At 39.3% G+C, this 20,043-nt stretch carries 20 protein-coding genes; 3 read left to right on the top strand and 17 right to left on the bottom strand.

Annotation, left to right across the window (positions count from 1 at the left end):
- Positions 1-427: 427 nt before the first annotated feature.
- From ACN0T8_RS05890 to ACN0T8_RS05845, 10 genes are all read right to left on the bottom strand, one after another.
- Positions 428-1,210, bottom strand: a complete 783-nt coding sequence (locus ACN0T8_RS05890; protein ID WP_417879710.1) for a phosphoadenylyl-sulfate reductase — start codon at positions 1,208-1,210, stop codon at positions 428-430.
- A complete protein-coding gene (gene cysI, locus ACN0T8_RS05885; RefSeq protein WP_417879709.1) occupies positions 1,203-2,930 on the bottom strand; it encodes an assimilatory sulfite reductase (NADPH) hemoprotein subunit in 1,728 nt (575 codons plus the stop codon). The genes ACN0T8_RS05890 and cysI overlap by 8 nt, the downstream gene beginning before the upstream one ends.
- Positions 2,930-4,744, bottom strand: a complete 1,815-nt coding sequence (locus ACN0T8_RS05880; protein ID WP_417879708.1) for an assimilatory sulfite reductase (NADPH) flavoprotein subunit — start codon at positions 4,742-4,744, stop codon at positions 2,930-2,932. The genes cysI and ACN0T8_RS05880 overlap by 1 nt, the downstream gene beginning before the upstream one ends.
- Before the next feature lie 217 nt (positions 4,745-4,961).
- On the bottom strand, positions 4,962-5,192 hold the full coding sequence (locus ACN0T8_RS05875) for a hypothetical protein (protein WP_417879707.1): 231 nt from the start codon (positions 5,190-5,192) through the stop codon (positions 4,962-4,964).
- Positions 5,193-5,295: 103 nt separating this feature from the next.
- Complete coding sequence (locus tag ACN0T8_RS05870; RefSeq protein WP_417879706.1) at positions 5,296-5,508, bottom strand: envelope stress response protein PspG; 213 nt, start codon at positions 5,506-5,508, stop codon at positions 5,296-5,298.
- Positions 5,509-5,688: 180 nt separating this feature from the next.
- Positions 5,689-6,672: a tRNA dihydrouridine(20/20a) synthase DusA gene (gene dusA, locus ACN0T8_RS05865; protein ID WP_417879705.1), complete on the bottom strand. Its 984-nt coding sequence runs from the start codon at positions 6,670-6,672 to the stop codon at positions 5,689-5,691.
- A gap of 348 nt (positions 6,673-7,020) precedes the next feature.
- Positions 7,021-7,992 carry a DNA (cytosine-5-)-methyltransferase gene (gene dcm, locus ACN0T8_RS05860; RefSeq protein WP_417879704.1) on the bottom strand — a complete coding sequence of 324 codons (972 nt, stop codon included), beginning with the start codon at positions 7,990-7,992 and terminating at the stop codon, positions 7,021-7,023.
- Positions 7,989-9,401, bottom strand: coding sequence for a protein NO VEIN domain-containing protein (locus tag ACN0T8_RS05855; RefSeq protein ID WP_417879703.1), 1,413 nt, complete (start codon positions 9,399-9,401; stop codon positions 7,989-7,991). The genes dcm and ACN0T8_RS05855 overlap by 4 nt, the downstream gene beginning before the upstream one ends.
- A complete protein-coding gene (locus ACN0T8_RS05850; protein WP_417879702.1) occupies positions 9,389-10,438 on the bottom strand; it encodes a DNA cytosine methyltransferase in 1,050 nt (349 codons plus the stop codon). Before ACN0T8_RS05850 ends, ACN0T8_RS05855 begins: the two co-directional genes overlap by 13 nt.
- Positions 10,439-10,562: 124 nt before the next feature.
- Entirely contained in the window at positions 10,563-10,814 is a 252-nt protein-coding gene (locus ACN0T8_RS05845) for a helix-turn-helix domain-containing protein (protein ID WP_417879701.1), read from the bottom strand.
- A gap of 58 nt (positions 10,815-10,872) precedes the next feature.
- Here ACN0T8_RS05845 and ACN0T8_RS05840 point away from each other — a divergent pair, with 58 nt between their 5' ends.
- Both ACN0T8_RS05840 and zur read left to right on the top strand, forming a co-directional pair.
- Complete coding sequence (locus tag ACN0T8_RS05840; RefSeq protein ID WP_417879700.1) at positions 10,873-11,193, top strand: pyocin activator PrtN family protein; 321 nt, start codon at positions 10,873-10,875, stop codon at positions 11,191-11,193.
- 345 nt (positions 11,194-11,538) lie between these two features.
- The gene (zur, locus tag ACN0T8_RS05835) at positions 11,539-11,997 is read left to right on the top strand and encodes a zinc uptake transcriptional repressor Zur (RefSeq protein ID WP_417879721.1); all 459 of its coding nucleotides are present in this window, start codon (positions 11,539-11,541) and stop codon (positions 11,995-11,997) included.
- A gap of 122 nt (positions 11,998-12,119) precedes the next feature.
- Here the strand turns inward: zur and pgi are convergent, their stop codons facing one another.
- The 3 genes from pgi to ACN0T8_RS05820 form a co-directional block, all read right to left on the bottom strand.
- A complete protein-coding gene (pgi, locus tag ACN0T8_RS05830; RefSeq protein ID WP_417879699.1) occupies positions 12,120-13,772 on the bottom strand; it encodes a glucose-6-phosphate isomerase in 1,653 nt (550 codons plus the stop codon).
- Positions 13,773-14,265: 493 nt separating this feature from the next.
- A complete protein-coding gene (gene alr, locus ACN0T8_RS05825; protein WP_417879698.1) occupies positions 14,266-15,351 on the bottom strand; it encodes an alanine racemase in 1,086 nt (361 codons plus the stop codon).
- Positions 15,352-15,436: 85 nt separating this feature from the next.
- Positions 15,437-16,831, bottom strand: coding sequence for a replicative DNA helicase (locus ACN0T8_RS05820; RefSeq protein ID WP_417879697.1), 1,395 nt, complete (start codon positions 16,829-16,831; stop codon positions 15,437-15,439).
- Positions 16,832-16,989: 158 nt separating this feature from the next.
- Between ACN0T8_RS05820 and ACN0T8_RS05815 the strand changes: the two genes are divergently transcribed.
- Positions 16,990-18,222 (top strand): DUF481 domain-containing protein, encoded by a 1,233-nt coding sequence (locus tag ACN0T8_RS05815; RefSeq protein WP_417879696.1) that lies wholly within the window; start codon positions 16,990-16,992, stop codon positions 18,220-18,222.
- Positions 18,223-18,342: 120 nt separating this feature from the next.
- On the opposite strand, the gene rplI is transcribed toward ACN0T8_RS05815, so the two are convergent.
- The 4 genes from rplI to rpsF are packed head-to-tail and all read right to left on the bottom strand — an operon-like array spanning position 18,343 to position 19,767.
- Entirely contained in the window at positions 18,343-18,792 is a 450-nt protein-coding gene (rplI, locus tag ACN0T8_RS05810; protein WP_417879695.1) for a 50S ribosomal protein L9, read from the bottom strand.
- Between the two features lie 38 nt (positions 18,793-18,830).
- Entirely contained in the window at positions 18,831-19,058 is a 228-nt protein-coding gene (gene rpsR / locus ACN0T8_RS05805) for a 30S ribosomal protein S18 (RefSeq protein WP_000090472.1), read from the bottom strand.
- 16 nt (positions 19,059-19,074) lie between these two features.
- Positions 19,075-19,377 carry a primosomal replication protein N gene (gene priB, locus ACN0T8_RS05800; RefSeq protein WP_237296472.1) on the bottom strand — a complete coding sequence of 101 codons (303 nt, stop codon included), beginning with the start codon at positions 19,375-19,377 and terminating at the stop codon, positions 19,075-19,077.
- A 6-nt stretch (positions 19,378-19,383) separates the two neighbouring features.
- Positions 19,384-19,767 (bottom strand): 30S ribosomal protein S6, encoded by a 384-nt coding sequence (gene rpsF / locus ACN0T8_RS05795; protein WP_417879694.1) that lies wholly within the window; start codon positions 19,765-19,767, stop codon positions 19,384-19,386.
- Positions 19,768-20,043 lie beyond the last annotated feature (276 nt).

The following is a 20,043-nucleotide window of genomic DNA, read 5'->3' as shown; positions in this document are numbered from 1 at the left end:
GATTATCATCAACGAGTGCCCACACAGATTGATAGGTTTAAATTGTTAAAGAGCGTTGTTCTTATTGAAATCGCTTAATGCGTCTCGTCGAACAGGGCGGCCATTTTAGCGATTTAAAAGTTCGTGTCAAACACTTTTTTAAAACTTTTTTCGCTAACCTTTTTGAGAAGGTTTTGACCTCTGACTCGTTGCTGAAGCTAGGCTGTGTGCTCCGTGTCAGTGAGGTCGCATTATAGAGATCCAAATCACATTAGCAACTCTTTTTTATAAAAAATCTCAAAAATAACGCTTACATGCACAAAATTACACCAAATGCTTATTTGTACAATTTTACACAAGCTTTAACCCAGGTTACCCACAGAGTTATCCACAAAAACGAAAAGAGAGCCAGTTATGACTCTCTTTATTTCATGCATTATTAAGATAGTTAAATACCCAAACCATCGATTTGTTTATCAGGATCATCCTCATGAAGCCCACATTCTCGTTTTAATCCAAAGAATCGAGTCTCTTCTTCTGACATTCCGGGTTCCCACTTACGAGTTGTGTGTGTATCACCTACAGATAAGTACCCTTCTTCCCAAAGCGGATGATAAGCCAGTTGATGTTTTTGAAGGTATTCAAAGATGTCTTTATTCGTCCAATCGATAATAGGAAGAAATTTAAACACACCATTTTGAATCGCAAGAATAGGTAAATGATTACGTGAGCTAGATTGATCTCTTCTCAAACCCGAAAACCAAGTCGACACATTTAAATCATTCAATGCTCTACGCATAGGCTCAACTTTGTTAATCTTGTTGTATTTCTCTATCCCTTCTACACCTTGTTCCCACAGTTTCCCATATAAAGCTTCCTGCCAATTTGGGCTTTGCTCTGCGCGAAACACCTTCAAGTTTAAATTCAACTTATGTGTTAACTCATCAATAAAACGATAAGTTTCCGGAAAGAGATAACCTGTATCTGTCAATATAACAGGGATATCTGCTTTTTCCTGCGTCACTAAATGAAGCATCACCGCGGCCTGAATACCAAAACTAGAAGAAACCGCAAACTCTCCTTGTAGGTTATCTAATGCCCAACGCACTCTTTGTTGTGCACTAATCACTTCAAGCTGACTATTAATTTCAGCCAGTTTCAAGCTTTGTTCCACCTTATTAAGGCTAACCAAGCTTTCTAAAGATATATTCACATCTTCTGTATTAAGCATAGAAGTCCCTCTTAGAGATTACGACCTCACTAATAATACCAACACGAATCACAAAATCACCGAACGCTTCTTTATCTTTACGCTCTTTAGACCAGCGAGCCACTAGATCATCGATTTCTTGTAGAATTTGTTTATCCGTAATGTTCTCTTTATACATCTTAGGAACACGAGTACCACTACGGTTACCACCTAAATGTAAGTTATAACGCCCCGGTGCTTTTCCGACTAAACCAATCTCAGCCAGCATTGCACGACCACAACCATTAGGGCAGCCTGTTACACGTAAAATAATATTCTCTTCTTTCGGTAACTGATGCTTTTTTAAAATCCCTTCTACTTCTGTAACAAAAGAAGGAAGGAAACGTTCTGCCTCAGCCATCGCTAATGGACAAGTTGGAAATGCCACACAAGACATTGAGTTTTTACGTTGCTCACTTATCGATGCATCCATTAAACCATGAGCGACTGCAATACTTTCTATTAATTCTTTTTGATCGGCTGATACCCCTGCGACAATCAAATTTTGGTTTGCCGTAATGCGAAAATCACCTTTATGCACTTTCGCCAGTTCAACCATACCCGTCTTAAGTGGTTTACCTGGGTAATCTAAAATACGACCGTTCTCTATAAATAAAGACAAGTAATATTTCCCATCAATTCCTTCAGACCAACCAATACGGTCGCCACGCTCAGTAAACTCATATGGACGACTGGCTTCAAACTGACTTCCAGCGCGTTTTTCAACCTCTGCCTTAAAGACATCAATACCAACACGATCTAATGTATATTTAGTTTTCGCATTTTTACGGTTAGAACGATTACCCCAATCACGTTGCGTGGTTACCACTGCTTCAGCAAATGCCAAAGTTTGATCAACCGGAATAAAGCCAAAATCATCAGCACGACGAGGATAAGTAGAAGTATCACCATGAGTCATCGCAAGACCACCGCCCACCAGCACGTTAAAACCAATTAACTTACCGTTTTCTTCAATAGCCACAAAATTTAGGTCATTGGCATGAACATCCACATCGTTCAAAGGCGGGATCGCAATCGTAGTTTTAAATTTACGAGGTAAGTAAGTACGACCTAAAATAGGCTCTTCTTCTTGAACCGTACTATCAATTTTTTCTGCATCTAGCCAAACTTCCGCATACCCTCGAGCGTGTGGTAAAAAGTGCTCACTGATCTTCTTTGACCACTCATACGCTTCTTTATGTACTTCTGATTGATATGGATTCGCCGTACATAGAACATTTCGGTTCATATCTGCCGCAGTACCAATTGTATCAATACCAATCGAGTTCAACGCTTTATGAACCTTCTTAATATTAGGCTTTAAAACACCGTGATATTGAAAGGTTTGACGCGTGGTTAAACGAATACTGCCATATAAAGTATGTTCATCCGCCCACTTATCGACACCAAGCCATTGCGTTGGTGTGATCACACCCGCTGGTAAACGTGCACGAACCATCAAAGTATGTAATGGCTCCAGTTTTTGCTTGGCGCGCTCAGCTCTAATATCACGATCATCTTGTAAATACATGCCATGGAAACGAATCAATGTAAAATTGTCCCCCGTTACTGCACCAGTAATTGGGTTTTGTAGATCTTCTGCAATCGTACCACGTAAAAAATTACTCTCGGCTTTTAAACGTTCACCATCAGAAAGTGGACCTAATACTTCACCTAATACTACTTGTTCTTTCGTGCTCATTAGTACACATCCCTTTGATAACGTTTTGCTTTACGTAAGTCATTCACAAAAGCTTCTGCTTGTTCGCGACCTAGTTTTCCTTGTTCTTCAGCTACTGAAATTAATGCTTTATGCACATCTTTGGCCATACGATTAGCATCACCACATACATAAATATACGCACCTTGCTGTAACCATTGCCATACTTCAGCGGCATTTTCTAAAATTCGATCTTGGACATATACCTTCTCTGCCTGATCTCGGCTAAAGGCAACATCGAGTTTTGTTAGCACACCTGATTTCAAATACTTTTGCCATTCAACTTGATATAAGAAATCTTGAGTGAAGGTACGATCACCAAAGAATAACCAGTTTTTACCTTCGGCATCTCTCGCTTCTCTTTCTTGAATAAAACTACGGAATGGTGCAATCCCCGTACCCGGGCCAATCATGATCATTGGAGCAGTGTCGTCTTGTGGTAACTTAAAGTTATTATTATGCTCAATGAATACTTTAACATTATCCCCTTCTTCCAAACGATGAGTCAGATAATGAGATGCGCCACCATAACGAGTCTCTTCACCTTGCTGATATTCAACCAAACCAACCGTTAAGTGCACTTCATCCTCAACATCGGCTTGGCTAGATGCAATTGAATACAATCTTGGCGTTAATTTACGGAATAAACTCGCGAGTTGCTCAGCCGTAAGAGTCGTTTTCTTCTCTTTTAACACATCAAGTACCTGAGTCTTACTTGCATACTCACGAAGCTTATCTTTATCTTCCACCAGTTTTTGCAGCTTTTTACTGCCCGAAATCTCTGCATATTGGCTCACAAGCTGTGGATTCGATGCCGTAATTTCAAACTTATTAACCAGTGCACTATGAATAGAAATGCTTTCACCATCGAGTTCAATGCTTTCAATTCCAGATAAACCGACTTGCTCTAAAATCGCAGCAACCAGATCTGAATGGTTTTCATACCATACCCCTAGTGCATCACCAGGCTGATAAGTGATACCCGATCCTTCAAGATCAATTTCAATATGTCTAACATCTTTACCTGAATCACGACCGGTAATCTTTTGACTAGTCAGTAAACTCGCAGTGTAAGGGGTTTGTTTATTCCAAGGGCTTTCAACATGTGCGCTTTGCCCTACCGGTAATTGCACCACTTGTGCATCACTCGCCGATAGCGTTTCTTTTACTTTTTCTAATGCTTGTTTACGCCACTCACTCGCCGGAGCTTCATAATCAACATCACAATCCAGGCGGTCAAGGAAAGCCGTTGCACCAAGCTTGCTTAAGTAGTTATCGAAATCTTTACCAGTTTGGCAGAAAAACTCATAACTAGAATCACCTAATGCAATAACCGCATATTTTAAGCTGGCTAATTTAGGGGCTTTTTTCGATTGCAGAAATTCATGCAACTCAATCGCATTATCTGGCGCTTCCCCTTCACCATTGGTTGAGGCAACAATAATGACATGAGTTTCTTTGGCGAGATTCTTACCTTTGTAATCACTGGCATCAAATAACTCTACAGCGATACCATTGGCATCTGCTTCATTTTTTAACGCTTCAGCGACGCCTTTGGCATTACCGGTTTGCGAGGCATAGATAATAGTCAATTTTCCCGCTGGTTCAGCGGCGACTGAAAGTTGAGATTGAGTAGCGCCTCCGGCTGCTGGTTGTTCGGTTTGGCTTAGCCCCCAGAAGTAACCACTCACCCACGCAAGCTGCTGCGGTGATAACTCAGACATAGCCTGCTGCAATTGACCGATTTGTTGATCATTGAGCGGACTTGCCAAAGCAGAAAGATCCTTAAGTAACATGTCACGACATCCTATCTTTTATATAAGCTCAAACGTTCTCAATTCAGGTGGGAACATTTAGAGATACAATATTATTGCTTCATGACAATAGATTAACGACTCTAATGAATCGCGAGAAAGAATTGATAAGTATGTTTTATAACTTTTTGGAAATAAGAAAGGAGAGGAATAATAAAAGTAGATATAAAATAGCCGTTAGTTCGCTGTTTTTTAATGACTATTTATTAGCGATGCGAATTTGTTTAAAACCCACATCTAAAGCAGAGTGAGAGGCTTCGTCGGCATCTTGATAATGACACTCTTTTCCGTGCTCATCAGTCAGCAACACTAAGCCGCCTCTATTATGACGAAATTCGACAATCCAACGTTCCTCTTCAATAGAGGACTCAATAATCGCTTCAATCAATTGCTTATCTTGATATAAACAGCGAAGTTCTGTCACGGTCATGATGTGCCCTTCCATGTCACTCACAATGCTCAGTATTAATCATGGCGCAAATTTCAGAACTTGCTAGTTTGGCCACTAAATTACCCTCCTGCTGTCAAAAAAATTAATAAGAGCTTGGCTTATTGTAGTGTTTATAAATATACAAACCTATCAACGCTATAATGATCCAAGGCAGTAGTTTTATCACCGCCCCTACCATGCTCACGATAAAAGCAAACACGAGTGCAGCCGCGAAAGCGATAAAGAAACTCACCAGGGTTACACCCGTGAACATCAACATACCAATAAAAACGAGAATACAAAGCAGTTCAAACATAAATGGTCCTATTTAATCAAAATCAGATATTGCACCTAACTAGCTATGCAGATTACGCGCCAAGTTTAACCAAATATAAAGACTTAAGATTCAGCAGCTTAAATAAGTAAGGAAAAGGTAAGATAATAAAAAAGCGGATTTAACCAATAAAAGGCCAAATCCGCCATCGTAGAAATGAGATTAAACGTCCAATTCTGCTGGAATTTTGGCTAGTGCCGCTTCAACGACTTCAATACCCGCACCCGGTTTATGCGCATTTTCACTAATATAACGTCGCCATTGACGAGCGCCTGGCATTGCTTGGAACAAACCTAGCATGTGACGAGTGATATGACCTAGGCTAGCACCGGCCGCCATTTCTTGTTCAATGTAAGGCAGCATTTCTTGTACTACCTGACGACGTTTCTTAATTGGCTTATCACTGCCAAATATTTTCTGATCAACTTCGGCTAACAAATAAGGATTTTGGTAGGCTTCACGCCCAACCATCACACCGTCAAGATGCTCTAAATGCGTTAATGAATCCTCAATAGTTTTTACGCCACCATTAATCGCAATAGTTAAATCAGGAAAATCTTGCTTAAGTTGGTAGACACGAGGGTAGTCCAACTCTGGAATCTCACGGTTCTCTTTGGGACTTAATCCACTTAGCCAAGCTTTACGAGCATGAATGGTAAATTGATCAACGTCGCCCTTTTCACTCACCATAGAAACAAAGCGAGTTAAAAATTCATAAGAATCTTGATCATCAATACCAATACGCGTTTTTACCGTAACCGGAATATCCACCACTTCACGCATCGCTGCCATACAATCAGCCACCAGCTCAGGTTCTGCCATTAAGCACGCACCAAACTTACCATTTTGTACACGATCGGAAGGACAACCGACATTTAGATTTACCTCATCATAACCACGCTCTTGAGCAAGCTTGGCACAATGGGCTAAATCAACAGGATTAGAACCACCAAGTTGCAACGCCACCGGATGCTCTTGCTGACTAAATTGCAGAAAATCCCCTTTACCATGAATAATCGCACCGGTTGTAACCATTTCAGTGTATAACAACGTATGTTCAGATAATAAGCGATGGAAGTAACGACAGTGGCGATCAGTCCAATCAAGCATCGGGGCAACAGAAAAGCGATTTATGCTAAAATTCATAAATAAATCACTCAAAATTAACACTAAAAACCAAAAATAAACAAAAACTTAGCATATAAAACCAGAGATTAAAAACAACAACAAAAAAAACCAAAAAAAATCAAACAGTTAATAAATTACAATTAAATCAATAAGATAGATAAGCATGTTTAATGAGATCATTTTAGCATAAAAAGATAGATTAGAAGGTGACAAAAATACCATCATTATTCTTAAACAAAACTCATAATCAGTATATTACTCTGTTTAAATTGATTAAGTAGATTAACCCACATCTCTCAAGCAATGTTATTTAAACCCAAAATGGCCTTACAAAAGCAAGACCATTTGGAATTAACATTTATTAACTTATAGAGAATTGTTATTTATCACATCAATAACATTCTTTGATATATGCCACATCATTACGGGAGGAACAGCATTTCCAATCGCCTTAAAAGCGCGAGTATCAGAGACTTGAAACCTAAAGCTTTCAGGAAAAGATTGTATCCGAGCGGCCTCTAATGGTAAGAATCGTCTATATTTTCCATTAAGGCACATTACAGGATCAACACTATTTAAACTTGCTTTCGATAGATGTGCACTAATAGTGTTGCAAGGCTCCTGTGGATTTTGAGACCGACCCTTATTCATTTTTTCTCTATTTTTCATCATCCCAAGAACAGCCTTTTCGCTAAAATAATATTTCTCAGGAATTTTACTTTCAGGTATCAATATATCATTTAATATTTTTTTATCACCTTCAGGAACTGATACAGGAAAATTAAAACTTTCCATATGTTTTTTATCTTTGAAACCGACTATAAACACTCTTTCTCTTTTTTGTGGAACACCTAATTCTACCGCATTTTGTAAAACAAACTTACAAAAGTATCCTGCTTCTTCAAATGTTTTTAAAATAAGAGGAAAAGCTTGCTTTTTATTTGCAGAAAGCAATCCCTTCACATTCTCTGCAATAAAAGCTTTTGGTCTATGTTGCTTTAAAACATCAACCATTTCAAAGAATAATTTTCCAGTATCATTTTCATAACCCAACCGAGGTGGATTTTGAGCAACTATTGAAAATGATTGGCAAGGAAACCCACCGATCAATATATCGTGTGGAGGAATTGTAGTTTTTAACTCTCTTATATCACCACAAATAGCTTGATGTGAAAAATTATCATTATAAATACTCACAGCATAAGGATCTATATCAGAAGCAAATACCAGTTCAACAGGGTTTAACTGATAACTTGTCCCTAAATAGTCAAACCCACCTTGAATTCCAAGATCCATACCTCCACAACCGCTAAAAAGTGATGCAACTTTCAATTTCATGCTAATAGTTTCTCATCCCAACCAGATTGTTCATTATAAATTATGTCAAATCCACTTGGGGACATCACCTTAACCCGACCATCTTTAAAAGCTCCAACAGGGTCTTTTATTATAAATAAACTTCGCTTTTCAGATGTAATTACTAAGCGATATACAAAATAATTCTCTCTATTTGTAAAAGCTGAATTCCATTCATTTGGAGTTAAATGAAAACGATATTGTGTTAATTTTTTATTGCTAACTGTTGTTTTCACTTCTATAAACTTATGAGAATCATCAAAATCACGCGACTGCACATCATAACCAACAGCTAAATGCGTAGGCATAAATTTAACTAAGTGAGTTAAATGTTCAGCTCCTTCTTCTATCAATTTAGCTTTTTCGTGAGCTATTATGATTGCTTCACCTTTATCACCAATTTCTTTAGTGCTCAACTTATGAACTTTTTCATAATCAATTTCTATATCAACATCTGTTTCTGATGTATGTGAGCGGATGAAATTTCCAACGTTGGTTTTAAACTTACTAAATTCCAATTCGTTAACATAATCAAACCATTTCTCCCTAACATATGAAATATCAGATGGTTGTAGATCATCTTGGCCATAATAAGCATCATACTCATCAAAAAAATCTGGATTTTTTATAAAATCATCGATAATAGTGCGCTCAGAGTCATTGACCATAAACTTCCGTTCTTTCACTACAAGCAGGTTAGCTAAGGTCATATAATCTAAAATATCACCAGCGGTGCGAGTTTGATCGCCACGAGATTTTGAGCATCCCAGTTGACCTGAATATTCCAGATTTTTTTCACATCTATTTTTAAGTATTATTTTAACAGCTAAATTTAAATCTGATGTCTCCGATAAAAACCGAACATCATTGAGCAAAACATATGTTGCTTCTTCTTTGGTTAAATATGCATCCTGAGGAGATTTTATTTTCAACAAATTTATAACTTTCAAAAATAATAATGCTGGCTTAAATTTCACTCCAAGATTAATTAGTTCGCAATTAAACCTGTCTTTTATATGTCCACCTGGAAATTGCAACTTAACAGAGAAACACTTAAAGAAACTGATGAAATCTTGTTCATCATTCAACTCTCGTGCTAATTTACTGGACTTTACATTACCATTTTCATATTGAATGAAGCCTAATAGAGAAGATATTTCAGTTCTCCAATTAGCAATCGTTTTCGGTGATAAACTATCATTCCCTTGATAACCACGAATAAGATTATCTAACTTTTGGTTAAATTCCTTAGGTGGACACTCTTCAATTTGGCTAATGGCATTTGAAAAATAAGATAAAACATCTTCCAGTTCATTTTTAAAACGAGGCCTAACAAAGTGCATATCAATATGTGAGGCAATTGGAGTCCGATAAATACTTACTGTAGGCATTTTTTTATTTCCTTTGCTATAGCACAACCTAATAAAGGTGGAACAGCATTTCCAACCTGTTTATATTGTTCGGTCTTATTGCCATAAAATACAAAATTATCAGGGAATGATTGTAATCGAGCATTTTCTCTTACTGTAGGAACCCTATTATATTTATAATGAAAATGGTGTCTATGACCAGTATCTATTGTAGGAGATGGTTTTTTGCTATGGTATCGAGTCCAAGCAACATTAAAATTTCTCGTGTTGCGTAAATGCTCTGGTAAGCTTTTATAATTCCCACCTTCTGGGACTAATGCAATGGTATTCTTTACCTTTTCTTGATGCTTAGTAATTAGATGGTTTTTAACTATATCTGCACCCATTCTCATAAGTTTTTGATAATCATTTTTCTCAGCACAAGCATATTCATTACTTTCGGGCATATCGGTTTCATCTAAAGCGTGCAGATCGCTTAACGCATCCTCACAAGATACATAGTCTATTGGACGACAAATAGGCTGAGGAAAGTTAACTGATAAATTAAGATCGCGTCTAACACCTATAAAAATCGTCCTTTTTCTGATTTGAGGAACTCCATAATCAGCAGAATTCAATACTTTGTAATCAATGTCATAACCAATTGCTTTAAACTCTTTAAGGATTTCATCTTTAACTTGCCCTTTAAATAAACTCACAATACCCGGGACATTTTCAAGAATAATAACTTTAGGCTTCAAATGTTGTGAGATTTTCACGAAAGATCTAAATAATCGATTTCTCGCATCTTCAAATTTTCGAGGGCCAGATAGGGATAAGCCTTGACAAGGTGGGCCACCAATTATCACATCGATATCTCGCCCTTCAATAATATTGTCAATCTCATTTAGAGTAATTTGTTCAATATCACCACAGATGACTTCCGAAGATTTGTGATTTTTTTTAAACGTTTCAATAGCTGCAGCATTATTATCTATTCCTAATAGTATATTCGCTCCGCTCATCTCAAACCCCATAGAGAGGCCACCACATCCACAAAAAAGATCTACAACATTCATACCCAAAACACCTGTATTTATAAACAGCACTAATATAACAAAAATTTTTCATTATCGCACATATACCAATGTGACTTAACCAAAACTGTCCAGTGCTTTTCAAGTTTTATCATTTGGACATGATTTATTTACTTATCCTATTTTTCATCATTAAAATTGAAATCCCAACTGTAGGCTTAACACCCAAAGCCTCACAATATCTCACATACTCCAACACATCGAGTTTACGCTCACATTGCTCAACCTTTCCCACATAGGAATGAGGAACATCAAGTTTAACGGCTAATTCACGCATAGTTAAACCTCGCTCGGCTCTTGCTTCTTTAAGCCATTCGATAAGTTTTGCGTATTCAGGTGTAAATAGTGTCTTTTTCATTGTCCCTATATTAGAGACAAGATAAAATGTACCCAATTCAGGAACAAAGGACAACACTATGACTTTAATGACCCCTAGTAAAATGGGAAACAAAAGAGGCAAGCCCAAAACGGATCGCTTTACCACTACTCATTATCTATTGCTTGCGCAGTTTGGAAATAGGTCTTTGATCTTGATTGAAGAAATTGCGGAAGATTTACTCGGTTTGTCGGTAGCAACAGCAAAAAAACGGGCTTCTAATAGTGCTCTACCGTTTCCTGTTTTGCGACTTGGTGAAAGCCAAAAATCGCCTTGGTTGGTGCATATAGATGATCTTGTGAAATATATAGATGCAAAAACGATTAAGGCTCGAAATGAGTGGATATTGCTTAATTCTTGATTTGTTTATATCGTCAAAAAATTGCCCCAAATCCTTAAAATTTTCCCAAAATTAGACTTTAAAAAATAAAAATACAATTTACTTTCAGTGACTTACAAAGATTAGGTTTTTTTTGAAAAAAAGTGCCCCACACAGTGCCCCAAATTTATTTTTTACCTTAAAATATCGTTAATTATCAATAACTTAGCACAAGGAATCACCCTTATCGAGCATCGGGGCAATGGAAAAACGTTGCATTGGGTAATTATTCATAATGGTATATGGGATAAATATCTCTGACTTATTTGGCCAAATATTTTACCATAGGCAGCAAAGGCGTACACCAATGAAAATTAAGGTTAACAGATTTTGAATAAACGTTTGATCCAACAAGTAACGGACCTTTGCCAACAACGAGGGGTTCGCCTCACCTCGCAGCGTCAACAAGTGCTTGAGTTAATTTGGCAACAAAAAGGCTCTTCGACTGCTTATGAGTTACTCGATAAACTCAAACAAACCGAACCTCAAGCAAAGCCGCCGACCGTTTATCGCGCATTAGAATTTTTGCTTGAACAGGGATTTATTCACAGAGTGGAATCAACCAATAGCTTTGTCTCCTGTTGCTTTTTTGATGAGCATGATTGTCATGGCAGTAATAAACACTTTTCACATTTATTGATCTGTGACAAATGTGGCGATATCAGTGAACTTCAAGATAAATCCTTAGTTGAATTGCTAACCAGAAATATTGCTCAACATGGATTTAAACTCACTAACCATGTCATCGAAACTCATGGGATTTGCCAAAACTGTCAATCTGATTAATTAGATTGGTATTACTCCCCTTCATTATCCTTAATGGCAAAATTGACAAAAAAAGAGAAGCCCAATTTGAGCTTCTCTTTTTTAATATCAGTTTGTAAATCACTTACGTTTTAGTTAATCGCTTAGGCTTTAAAAGCTTTGAATGCGTTAATCAAACCATTAGTTGAACTATCATGCGAGTCTACCGCATTGTTGTCCGCCAGTTCAGGCAAGATTTGATTAGCAAGTTGCTTACCAAGCTCCACGCCCCACTGATCGAAACTGAAGATATTCCAAATCACGCCTTGAACAAAAATCTTATGCTCATACATCGCAATTAAATTACCTAGTGTTTTAGGCGTAATTTGCTTAACTAAAATAGAGTTCGTTGGGCGATTGCCTTCAAACACTTTAAAGTTCACCAAATCTTTCACTTCTTCTGGTGATTTGCCTGCTGCTGCAAATTCCGCTTCAACTTGTGCTTTTGATTTACCAAAAGCCAAAGCTTCCGTTTGAGCAAAGAAGTTTGACATCAATTTTTGATGATGATCGCTGACTTGGTTATGGCTGACTGCAGGTGCAATGAAATCACATGGAATCAACTTAGTGCCTTGGTGGATCAACTGATAGAATGCATGCTGACCATTGGTACCCGGTTCACCCCAAATAATTGGACCAGTTTGGTAATCCACAGCATCACCATTACGGTCAACATATTTACCGTTTGATTCCATGTTCCCTTGTTGGAAGTAAGCAGAAAAACGGTGTAAGTACTGATCGTAAGGAAGAATGGCTTCTGATTCCGCACCATGGAAGTTGTTGTACCAAATACCAATCAACGCCAAGATCACAGGAATGTTATTTTCAAATTCGGTATTAGCAAAGTGCTGATCCATCTCATGGGCACCTTCCAATAACTCAATAAAGTTATCAAAACCAACTGCAAGACAAATAGAAAGACCGATTGCCGACCATAAAGAATAACGACCGCCAACCCAATCCCAGAATTCAAACATGTTATCCGTATCAATACCGAACTCTTCTACTGATTTTGCGTTTGTAGAAAGCGCCGCGAAGTGTTTAGCAACATGTGCTGAATCTTGTGCCATCGCTAGGAACCAGTCACGTGCACTATGCGCATTAGTCATAGTTTCTTGCGTAGTAAAAGTTTTTGATGCTACTAGGAACAAGGTCGTTTCTGGATTCAAGTTCTTTAGTGTTTCAGCGATATGAGTACCATCCACGTTAGATACAAAGTGCATGTTCAGACGTGTTTTGTAAGCTGTTAATGCTTCAGAAACCATGTAAGGACCAAGGTCAGAACCACCGATACCGATATTCACAACATCCGTGATTTCTTTACCGGTATAGCCTTTCCATTCACCCGATACGATACGGTTAGTAAAGCTTTCCATTTTCGCCAGAACAGCATTTACGCCAGGCATGACATCTTCACCATCTACCATAACCGGTGTGTTGCTACGATTACGTAAAGCCGTATGTAAAACGGCGCGACCTTCAGTTTGGTTGATCTTATCGCCAGCAAACATTGCTTGAATCGCGGCTTTAAGTTCAGTTTGCTCAGCAAGGGCAAATAAATGAGTGAAGGTTTCTTTATCCAACAAGTTTTTAGAGTAGTCGACTAAAATGTCGGAGCCAAATGTTACAGAAAATTGATTAAAACGATCAGCATTTTGAGCAAATAGATCAGCTAACTCCATATCTTGTGCTGATTCAAAATGCTTAGTTAGCGCTTTCCACGCCGCCGTTGTGGTTGGATTGATATTTTTCAACATTACTCATTCCCGATAAGTCTATTGGATTTATTCAGAACAAAAAACGATCGTGTTTATTAAAAACATGAGCGTTAATTGCCTACCCCGATACAAAACAAGCTTAGCCGCATTCCTAGGCTCAACTTAAAATTTCTTATACTGCTATTGAATAATTATCGCAGTGATTTATGTGATCTATATTGCGTTACATCAGTTTAAAGAAAAGTCACAATGAAAGAAATCAACAAATCTCAGATTCAATTAAATAACGGCAATAATTTAAAAGGATGATTAACCATTACTCGGAACATGCTTTCTTCATCGGCTAATCGACCAACATCGGTAAACAGTCCCCATAGCCACCATGGCACTTTATAGCAATCAAACACTGGCCAGTTTTGTAATGGCTGTTAATCTGGCATCACTCGATATTCGAAACTAGAGTTAATTGCCGCTCGGCTGGTGAATCGACTGAAAGAAAACCAAATGACTTTTTTTCATCATTCGTTTCTGGCTATTCCGAATAAAGCAGTGCAACACGCCCGGTTAATTTGGTCACTAACTCATAAGCAATCATACCAATATGATGAGCCACTTCTTCTGCTGGTAATCCATTTCCCCATAAGGTTGCCTCATCGCCCACTTCATCTTGACTATCCGCCCCCAACTCAACCGTCAACATATCCATAGATACTCGCCCAACTAACGGTACTCGACGTCCATTAATCAATACCGGTGTACCATTTGGTGCGGTGCGTGGATAACCATCACCATAGCCCATCGCAATCACACCTACTTTAGTGTCTTGTTGAGCAGTCCAAGTAGCGCCATAGCCAACACTCTCTCCTGATTTGACATCTCGCACCGCAATTAATTGAGAGGTTAAGGTCATGGCAGGCTTAAAGCCTAAAGACTCAGCGGTTTGATTTTCAAAAGGTGAAACACCATACAAAATAATCCCTGGCCTTACCCATTCAAGGTGACTATCTGGCCAAGCTAAAATTCCTGATGAAGCGGCAATAGAACGCTCACATTCAGGTTCAGCTAATTGGGTAAATAAGGTTATTTGCTGCATAGTGACCGGATTATCAAGCTCATCAGCACAACCAAAATGACTGATAAAGCGCAGTGGTTTCACGACATTCGGGCAAGCATGGAGACGATCAATAAATTCATTAAGATCTTCAGGCCGAATCCCTAGCCGATGCATACCCGTATCAATTTTCAGCCACACATGAATAGGAGAAGCTAAGCTTGCTTGCTCTAATGCAACTAATTGCTCTTCACAATGTAGCGCTGTATGAAGATTATTGGCTTGTAAAATAGGGAGATCGGAATCAGCATAAAAGCCTTCGAGTAATAAAATCGACTGACTGATTCCAGCACGCCTCAACTCTAAAGCTTCTTCAATTCTCGCCACGCCAAAGTTATCTGATAATGACGCTAGCGCTAACGCGACAGGAACTGCACCATGACCATACCCATTGGCTTTAACAATTGAGGTAATTTGGCTATTCGGTACCTTGAGCTTGATTTGCTCCAAGTTGTGACGCAATGCTGCTAAATCTATCTTGGCAGTCGCGGCCAGAGTTGGCTTCATTTCAGTGTGTCCTTGAGATGCTAGGAGGGATAATCGGCAATAAAAAAATCAAGCTGACCAATAAAAGCTAGCTTGATTGTGTTATTTATTCATCATCAAAAGCAGGGCCAGCGTAATTATCAAAGCGAGAGAACTGACCTTGGAAAGTGAGTCGTACTGAACCGATTGGGCCGTTACGCTGCTTACCAATAATAATTTCTGCGATACCTTTAAGCGCACTATCTGGGTGATACACTTCATCACGATAGATAAACATAATCAAATCGGCATCCTGCTCAATCGCCCCAGATTCACGTAAGTCCGAGTTAATTGGGCGCTTATCAGCACGTTGCTCCAAAGAACGGTTAAGCTGAGATAGTGCAACGACTGGAACATTTAACTCTTTAGCCAGCGCTTTAAGAGATCGAGAGATCTCTGAAATTTCCAAAGTACGGTTATCTTGCAGACCCGGCACACGCATCAACTGAAGGTAATCGACCATGATCATCGATAAGCCACCGGTTTCACGAGCAATTCGACGTGCACGAGAACGTAAATCGGTTGGCGTTAAGCCCGAACTATCATCGATATACATATTCTTCTTCTGCATCAGAATACCCATGGTCGATGAAATACGCGCCCAATCTTCATCATCCAATTGACCGGTACGGATCTTAGTTTGGTCAACGCGTGACAATGAAGCCAACATACGCATCATTAACTGTTCGGCGGGCATCTCTAGTGAGAAAATCAGTACCGGCTTTTCTTGATCCATTGCGGCATTTTCACACAGGTTCATCGCAAAAGTGGTTTTACCCATTGAAGGACGTGCCGCGACAATAATCAAATCAGAGCCTTGCAAGCCTGCCGTTTTCTTATTGAGATCAGTAAAGCCCGTCGAAACCCCGGTCACCCCATCTTGTGGTGATTTGTATAATTCTTCGATTCGCTCAAGAGTTTTTTCTAGGATATTATCCACCCCTTGAGGACCTTCACTTTCGGTGGTGCGTTCTTCAGCAATGGCAAACACTTTACTTTCTGCCATATCAAGCAAATCAGCCGAGCTACGCCCTTGAGGGTCATAACCTGCATCGGCGATTTCATTCGCAATACCGATAAGATTACGAACTAAGGCACGCTCACACACAATATCGGCATAGGCATTAATATTGGCAGCACTAGGTGTGTTTTTAGCGAGATCGGCTAAATAAGCGAAACCACCGACAGATTCAAGTTCTTCTCGCTGTTCGAGATGCTCAGATAAAGTGATAAGATCAAGGGGTTGGCTATTTTCTAAAATCGCTTTGATTGCGGCAAAAATAAGACGATGTGGTCGACTATAGAAGTCTTTTTCTACTACCTTGCCAGCAATCGCATCCCAGCGTTCATTATCGAGTAAAAGACCGCCGAGTACAGACTGTTCAGCCTCAAGAGAATGAGGAGGAACTTTAAGGGCATCAACTTGAGCGTCTATGATTTTACGAGGTTTATTTTCTGCCATGGGACCACTTACTTACGAAATGAAGTCGACTATTATAACTGAGTGTGTCGATTTGTAATCACACTATCGAATAAAAAAAGTTTTAACGTTATGATGACGGCAAAATATCGACATCCTTTATTATCGTCGACTGTTATTTTATTGAGGTCTCACGCTTAGTGCAAAATCGATTATTACTACTATTGTATTTAATTATAAGCAGCCAAGCTTATAGTGAAGACGCGTTACCCTATCAATCATCAACAAATGGTGTGACAGGTAATAATAACGTGGTAACCGACAATTCCGTAATCGTAGCCAAGGATGATACTCAAACCGCAACGCCTTCCTCTGAAAGCACTCAGCAGGAGAACTCAACGACAGCTGAAACAAATCAAAATGTAGATTCAATTGAAGAGACAGAAGTTGTTGATAGTGATTCTGAAGAGATCACATTCGAACCAACACCTAGTGCCGAGACTACAGCAGATTCAGCAGATTCAGCAGATTCAGCAGATAATAATCCTACCGATCCGTCCACCCAATCAACTGAGCAAGTTGCAAGTTCAGACTCAGAAGATGATGGTATCGATGAAGATCTTATTGCCGAGCTTCTTGATGAAGGAAAGGGAAAAGAAAAAGTAGCCAAGCCAAGCACTGGCACAGAGAAAAAAGCCGTCAGTGAAACGCTAGACACAACGAAAAACTCCGCATCAACAAAATCTAGCTTTGTTGGCAGTTCAACCTGGTTGCCTGAAATCGAGTTTGGCTATCGCTCAGAACAAGGCAATGAAGATGAACGTGCTTTAAATGCCCGCCTATCATTATCACAAATCAGCGGCCGCTTACGTAATAGTGGTGAAATAAAAATCTATCTAAAAAATGAAGATGGTAAAGAAGACGAACGCGAACAAACCTATCAATTAAAAAGCGACTATAAAATCAGCCCTAAATTCTATATCTATGGCAACTTTAAAGGTATAGATTCGAAATACAGTTCATACTTTCATGATTATACCGTTTCTACCGGTTTGGGTTATCAAATCACAAACACCGATACCCTAAAAGTTGAGACCGAACTTGGTCCTGGTTATCGTTATCAAGAACCCAACACCGATGAAATCGATGACGACGATCCAATATTTCCAGACAATGTTGATGAGCCGATTGTCCGTGCAAGCTTCACTCTTAACTGGAAACCGCTTGATAGAACCTCATTTAACTTTGATGGTACTATTGTCAGTGGTTCAAGTAATACTCGTTTTGATACTGAAATTAGCATTATTAACGATATAACCGAAGATATTGCTTTGAAAATATCACAAAGCATAGAGCACCTTAGCCGAGTACCTAATAACCTAGAGAAAACAGATACCGTGCTAACCATCAATATATTGTACTCGCCAAAGTGATGTCATTATTAGGCAACTAATCCACTAAACACACTCTATACCCAACACAAAGATCATAAAATTTAGGCATAAAAAAACCGACACTAGGCCGGTTTTTTTATTACGCTTTGATGCTGGCTATTAAGCAGCAACAACTTGAAGTTTAACTTCAGCAAATACTTCAGAGTGAAGTTGGATGCTAATTTCAAACTCACCAGTTGTACGTAGTGCGCCTTCAGGAAGACGAACTTCGCTCTTAACGATCTCAACGCCAGCTGCAGTAACTGCATCAGCGATATCACGAGTACCGATAGAACCAAATAGTTTACCTTCGTCACCCGCTTTAGAAGCAATAACAACTGCTTCTAGTGCGTTAACTTTCTCAGCGCGAGCTTGAGCAGCAGCTAGTTGCTCAGCAACTTTAGCTTCTAGTTCAGCGCGACGTGCTTCGAAAACTTCAACGTTAGCTTTAGTCGCCATAACTGCTTTACCCTGTGGGATAAGGAAGTTACGAGCGTAACCAGATTTAACGTTAACTTGGTCGCCAAGGTTGCCTAGGTTACCGATTTTATCAAGTAGAATAACTTGCATTATCTTAGTCCTCTTAAACTTAATTAAACTGCTGCCAATTACTGATGTTTGTCAGTGTATGGAAGAAGTGCTAGGTAGCGAGAACGCTTGATAGCGCGAGCTAGTTGACGCTGATATTTAGCACTTGTGCCAGTGATGCGACTAGGTACAATTTTACCAGCTTCAGTGATGTAGTTTTTAAGAGTTGCTACGTCTTTGTAATCAATCTCTTGTACGCCTTCTGCAGTAAAACGGCAGAATTTACGACGACGGAAGAAACGAGCCATGGGCTATCTCCTGATCTTAAATTTGAGTAATGTTGTCGGCATGTAACACCAATTTCCCCAAACCATTTCGGCCGGTGTGATAAGCGACAAAACCACTTACCTTGATGTGACTACCTAAAACTAAATATTGAGTTAATTCTTGTGACCCTTGCCCACTCACGACTACCTGCATACGACAATAAACTTGTCTCGGTAAATTCGCTTCTTGTACTGTCGAGCGGTGCTCAATACTAAAATGGCAATGAGCGATGCCGGCAGGACTTAGGCTTCTAACCGGAGCTTTAACGACAGTGCCGCTTAACTCCAATCGATTGGTCATCAATGATTACTCAGCTGCTGCTTCTTCTGACTTAGCTTCAGAACGCTCTTCACGACGAGGAGCGCGTTCTTCACGTGCTTTCATCATGATTGATTGTTCAGTTACTGCAGATTTAGTGCGCATGATCATGTTACGTAGAACTGCATCGTTAAAACGGAAAGCAGTTTCTAGCTCGTCAATCACTTCTTGGTTAGCTTCTACGTTCATAAGAACATAGTGAGCTTTGTGAAGTTTATTGATTGGGTAAGCCATTTGACGACGACCCCAATCTTCTAGACGGTGGATAGTACCGCCAGCTTCAGTGATAGAACCAGTGTAACGCTCGATCATGCCAGCAACTTGCTCGCTTTGATCAGGGTGCACCATGAATACGATTTCGTAATGACGCATAGGTTGCTCCTTACGGATTATTAGTTTCCACATTGGCTCGGTCATCCGGAGGAAACAAGGAACGAAAAATATAAAAGACCGAGATTTCAGGACGGCGAATTGTATAAGACGTCACCAGATTAGGCAAGAAAAAAGATTGTTACGTGATGCGAGTACGCTTCGCTTCGAGTTACGAGAAAGAGCAAAAGCAGAAAATCAGGTTGCGAGAGCCGAGTGCGCTACGCTTCGAGTTACGGGAAAGAGCAAAAGTAGTTGCCAAGCACGAAACACGCAACT

The organism is Vibrio sp. (genome assembly GCF_048266485.1).
GTDB lineage: Bacteria > Pseudomonadota > Gammaproteobacteria > Enterobacterales > Vibrionaceae > Vibrio.
This window is presented reverse-complemented; position numbering and strand designations above follow the sequence as displayed.

Excerpts from the sequence above, each read along its gene's own strand:
- ACN0T8_RS05840 (WP_417879700.1), top strand. The coding sequence starts at position 10,873 with ATGACTTTAATGACCCCTAGTAAAATGGGAAACAAAAGAGGCAAGCCC.
- ACN0T8_RS05845 (WP_417879701.1), bottom strand. The coding sequence starts at position 10,814 with ATGAAAAAGACACTATTTACACCTGAATACGCAAAACTTATCGAATGG.
- dcm (WP_417879704.1), bottom strand. The coding sequence starts at position 7,992 with ATGAAATTGAAAGTTGCATCACTTTTTAGCGGTTGTGGAGGTATGGAT.
- ACN0T8_RS05855 (WP_417879703.1), bottom strand. The coding sequence starts at position 9,401 with ATGCCTACAGTAAGTATTTATCGGACTCCAATTGCCTCACATATTGAT.
- ACN0T8_RS05870 (WP_417879706.1), bottom strand. The coding sequence starts at position 5,508 with ATGTTTGAACTGCTTTGTATTCTCGTTTTTATTGGTATGTTGATGTTC.
- ACN0T8_RS05880 (WP_417879708.1), bottom strand. The coding sequence starts at position 4,744 with ATGTTACTTAAGGATCTTTCTGCTTTGGCAAGTCCGCTCAATGATCAA.
- rpsF (WP_417879694.1), bottom strand. The coding sequence starts at position 19,767 with ATGCGTCATTACGAAATCGTATTCATGGTGCACCCTGATCAAAGCGAG.
- rpsR (WP_000090472.1), bottom strand. The coding sequence starts at position 19,058 with ATGGCTCGTTTCTTCCGTCGTCGTAAATTCTGCCGTTTTACTGCAGAA.
- alr (WP_417879698.1), bottom strand. The coding sequence starts at position 15,351 with ATGAAGCCAACTCTGGCCGCGACTGCCAAGATAGATTTAGCAGCATTG.
- priB (WP_237296472.1), bottom strand. The coding sequence starts at position 19,377 with ATGACCAATCGATTGGAGTTAAGCGGCACTGTCGTTAAAGCTCCGGTT.
- ACN0T8_RS05890 (WP_417879710.1), bottom strand. The coding sequence starts at position 1,210 with ATGCTTAATACAGAAGATGTGAATATATCTTTAGAAAGCTTGGTTAGC.
- pgi (WP_417879699.1), bottom strand. The coding sequence starts at position 13,772 with ATGTTGAAAAATATCAATCCAACCACAACGGCGGCGTGGAAAGCGCTA.
- ACN0T8_RS05850 (WP_417879702.1), bottom strand. The coding sequence starts at position 10,438 with ATGAATGTTGTAGATCTTTTTTGTGGATGTGGTGGCCTCTCTATGGGG.
- cysI (WP_417879709.1), bottom strand. The coding sequence starts at position 2,930 with ATGAGCACGAAAGAACAAGTAGTATTAGGTGAAGTATTAGGTCCACTT.
- ACN0T8_RS05820 (WP_417879697.1), bottom strand. The coding sequence starts at position 16,831 with ATGGCAGAAAATAAACCTCGTAAAATCATAGACGCTCAAGTTGATGCC.
- ACN0T8_RS05875 (WP_417879707.1), bottom strand. The coding sequence starts at position 5,192 with ATGACCGTGACAGAACTTCGCTGTTTATATCAAGATAAGCAATTGATT.
- dusA (WP_417879705.1), bottom strand. The coding sequence starts at position 6,672 with ATGAATTTTAGCATAAATCGCTTTTCTGTTGCCCCGATGCTTGATTGG.
- rplI (WP_417879695.1), bottom strand. The coding sequence starts at position 18,792 with ATGCAAGTTATTCTACTTGATAAAATCGGTAACCTAGGCAACCTTGGC.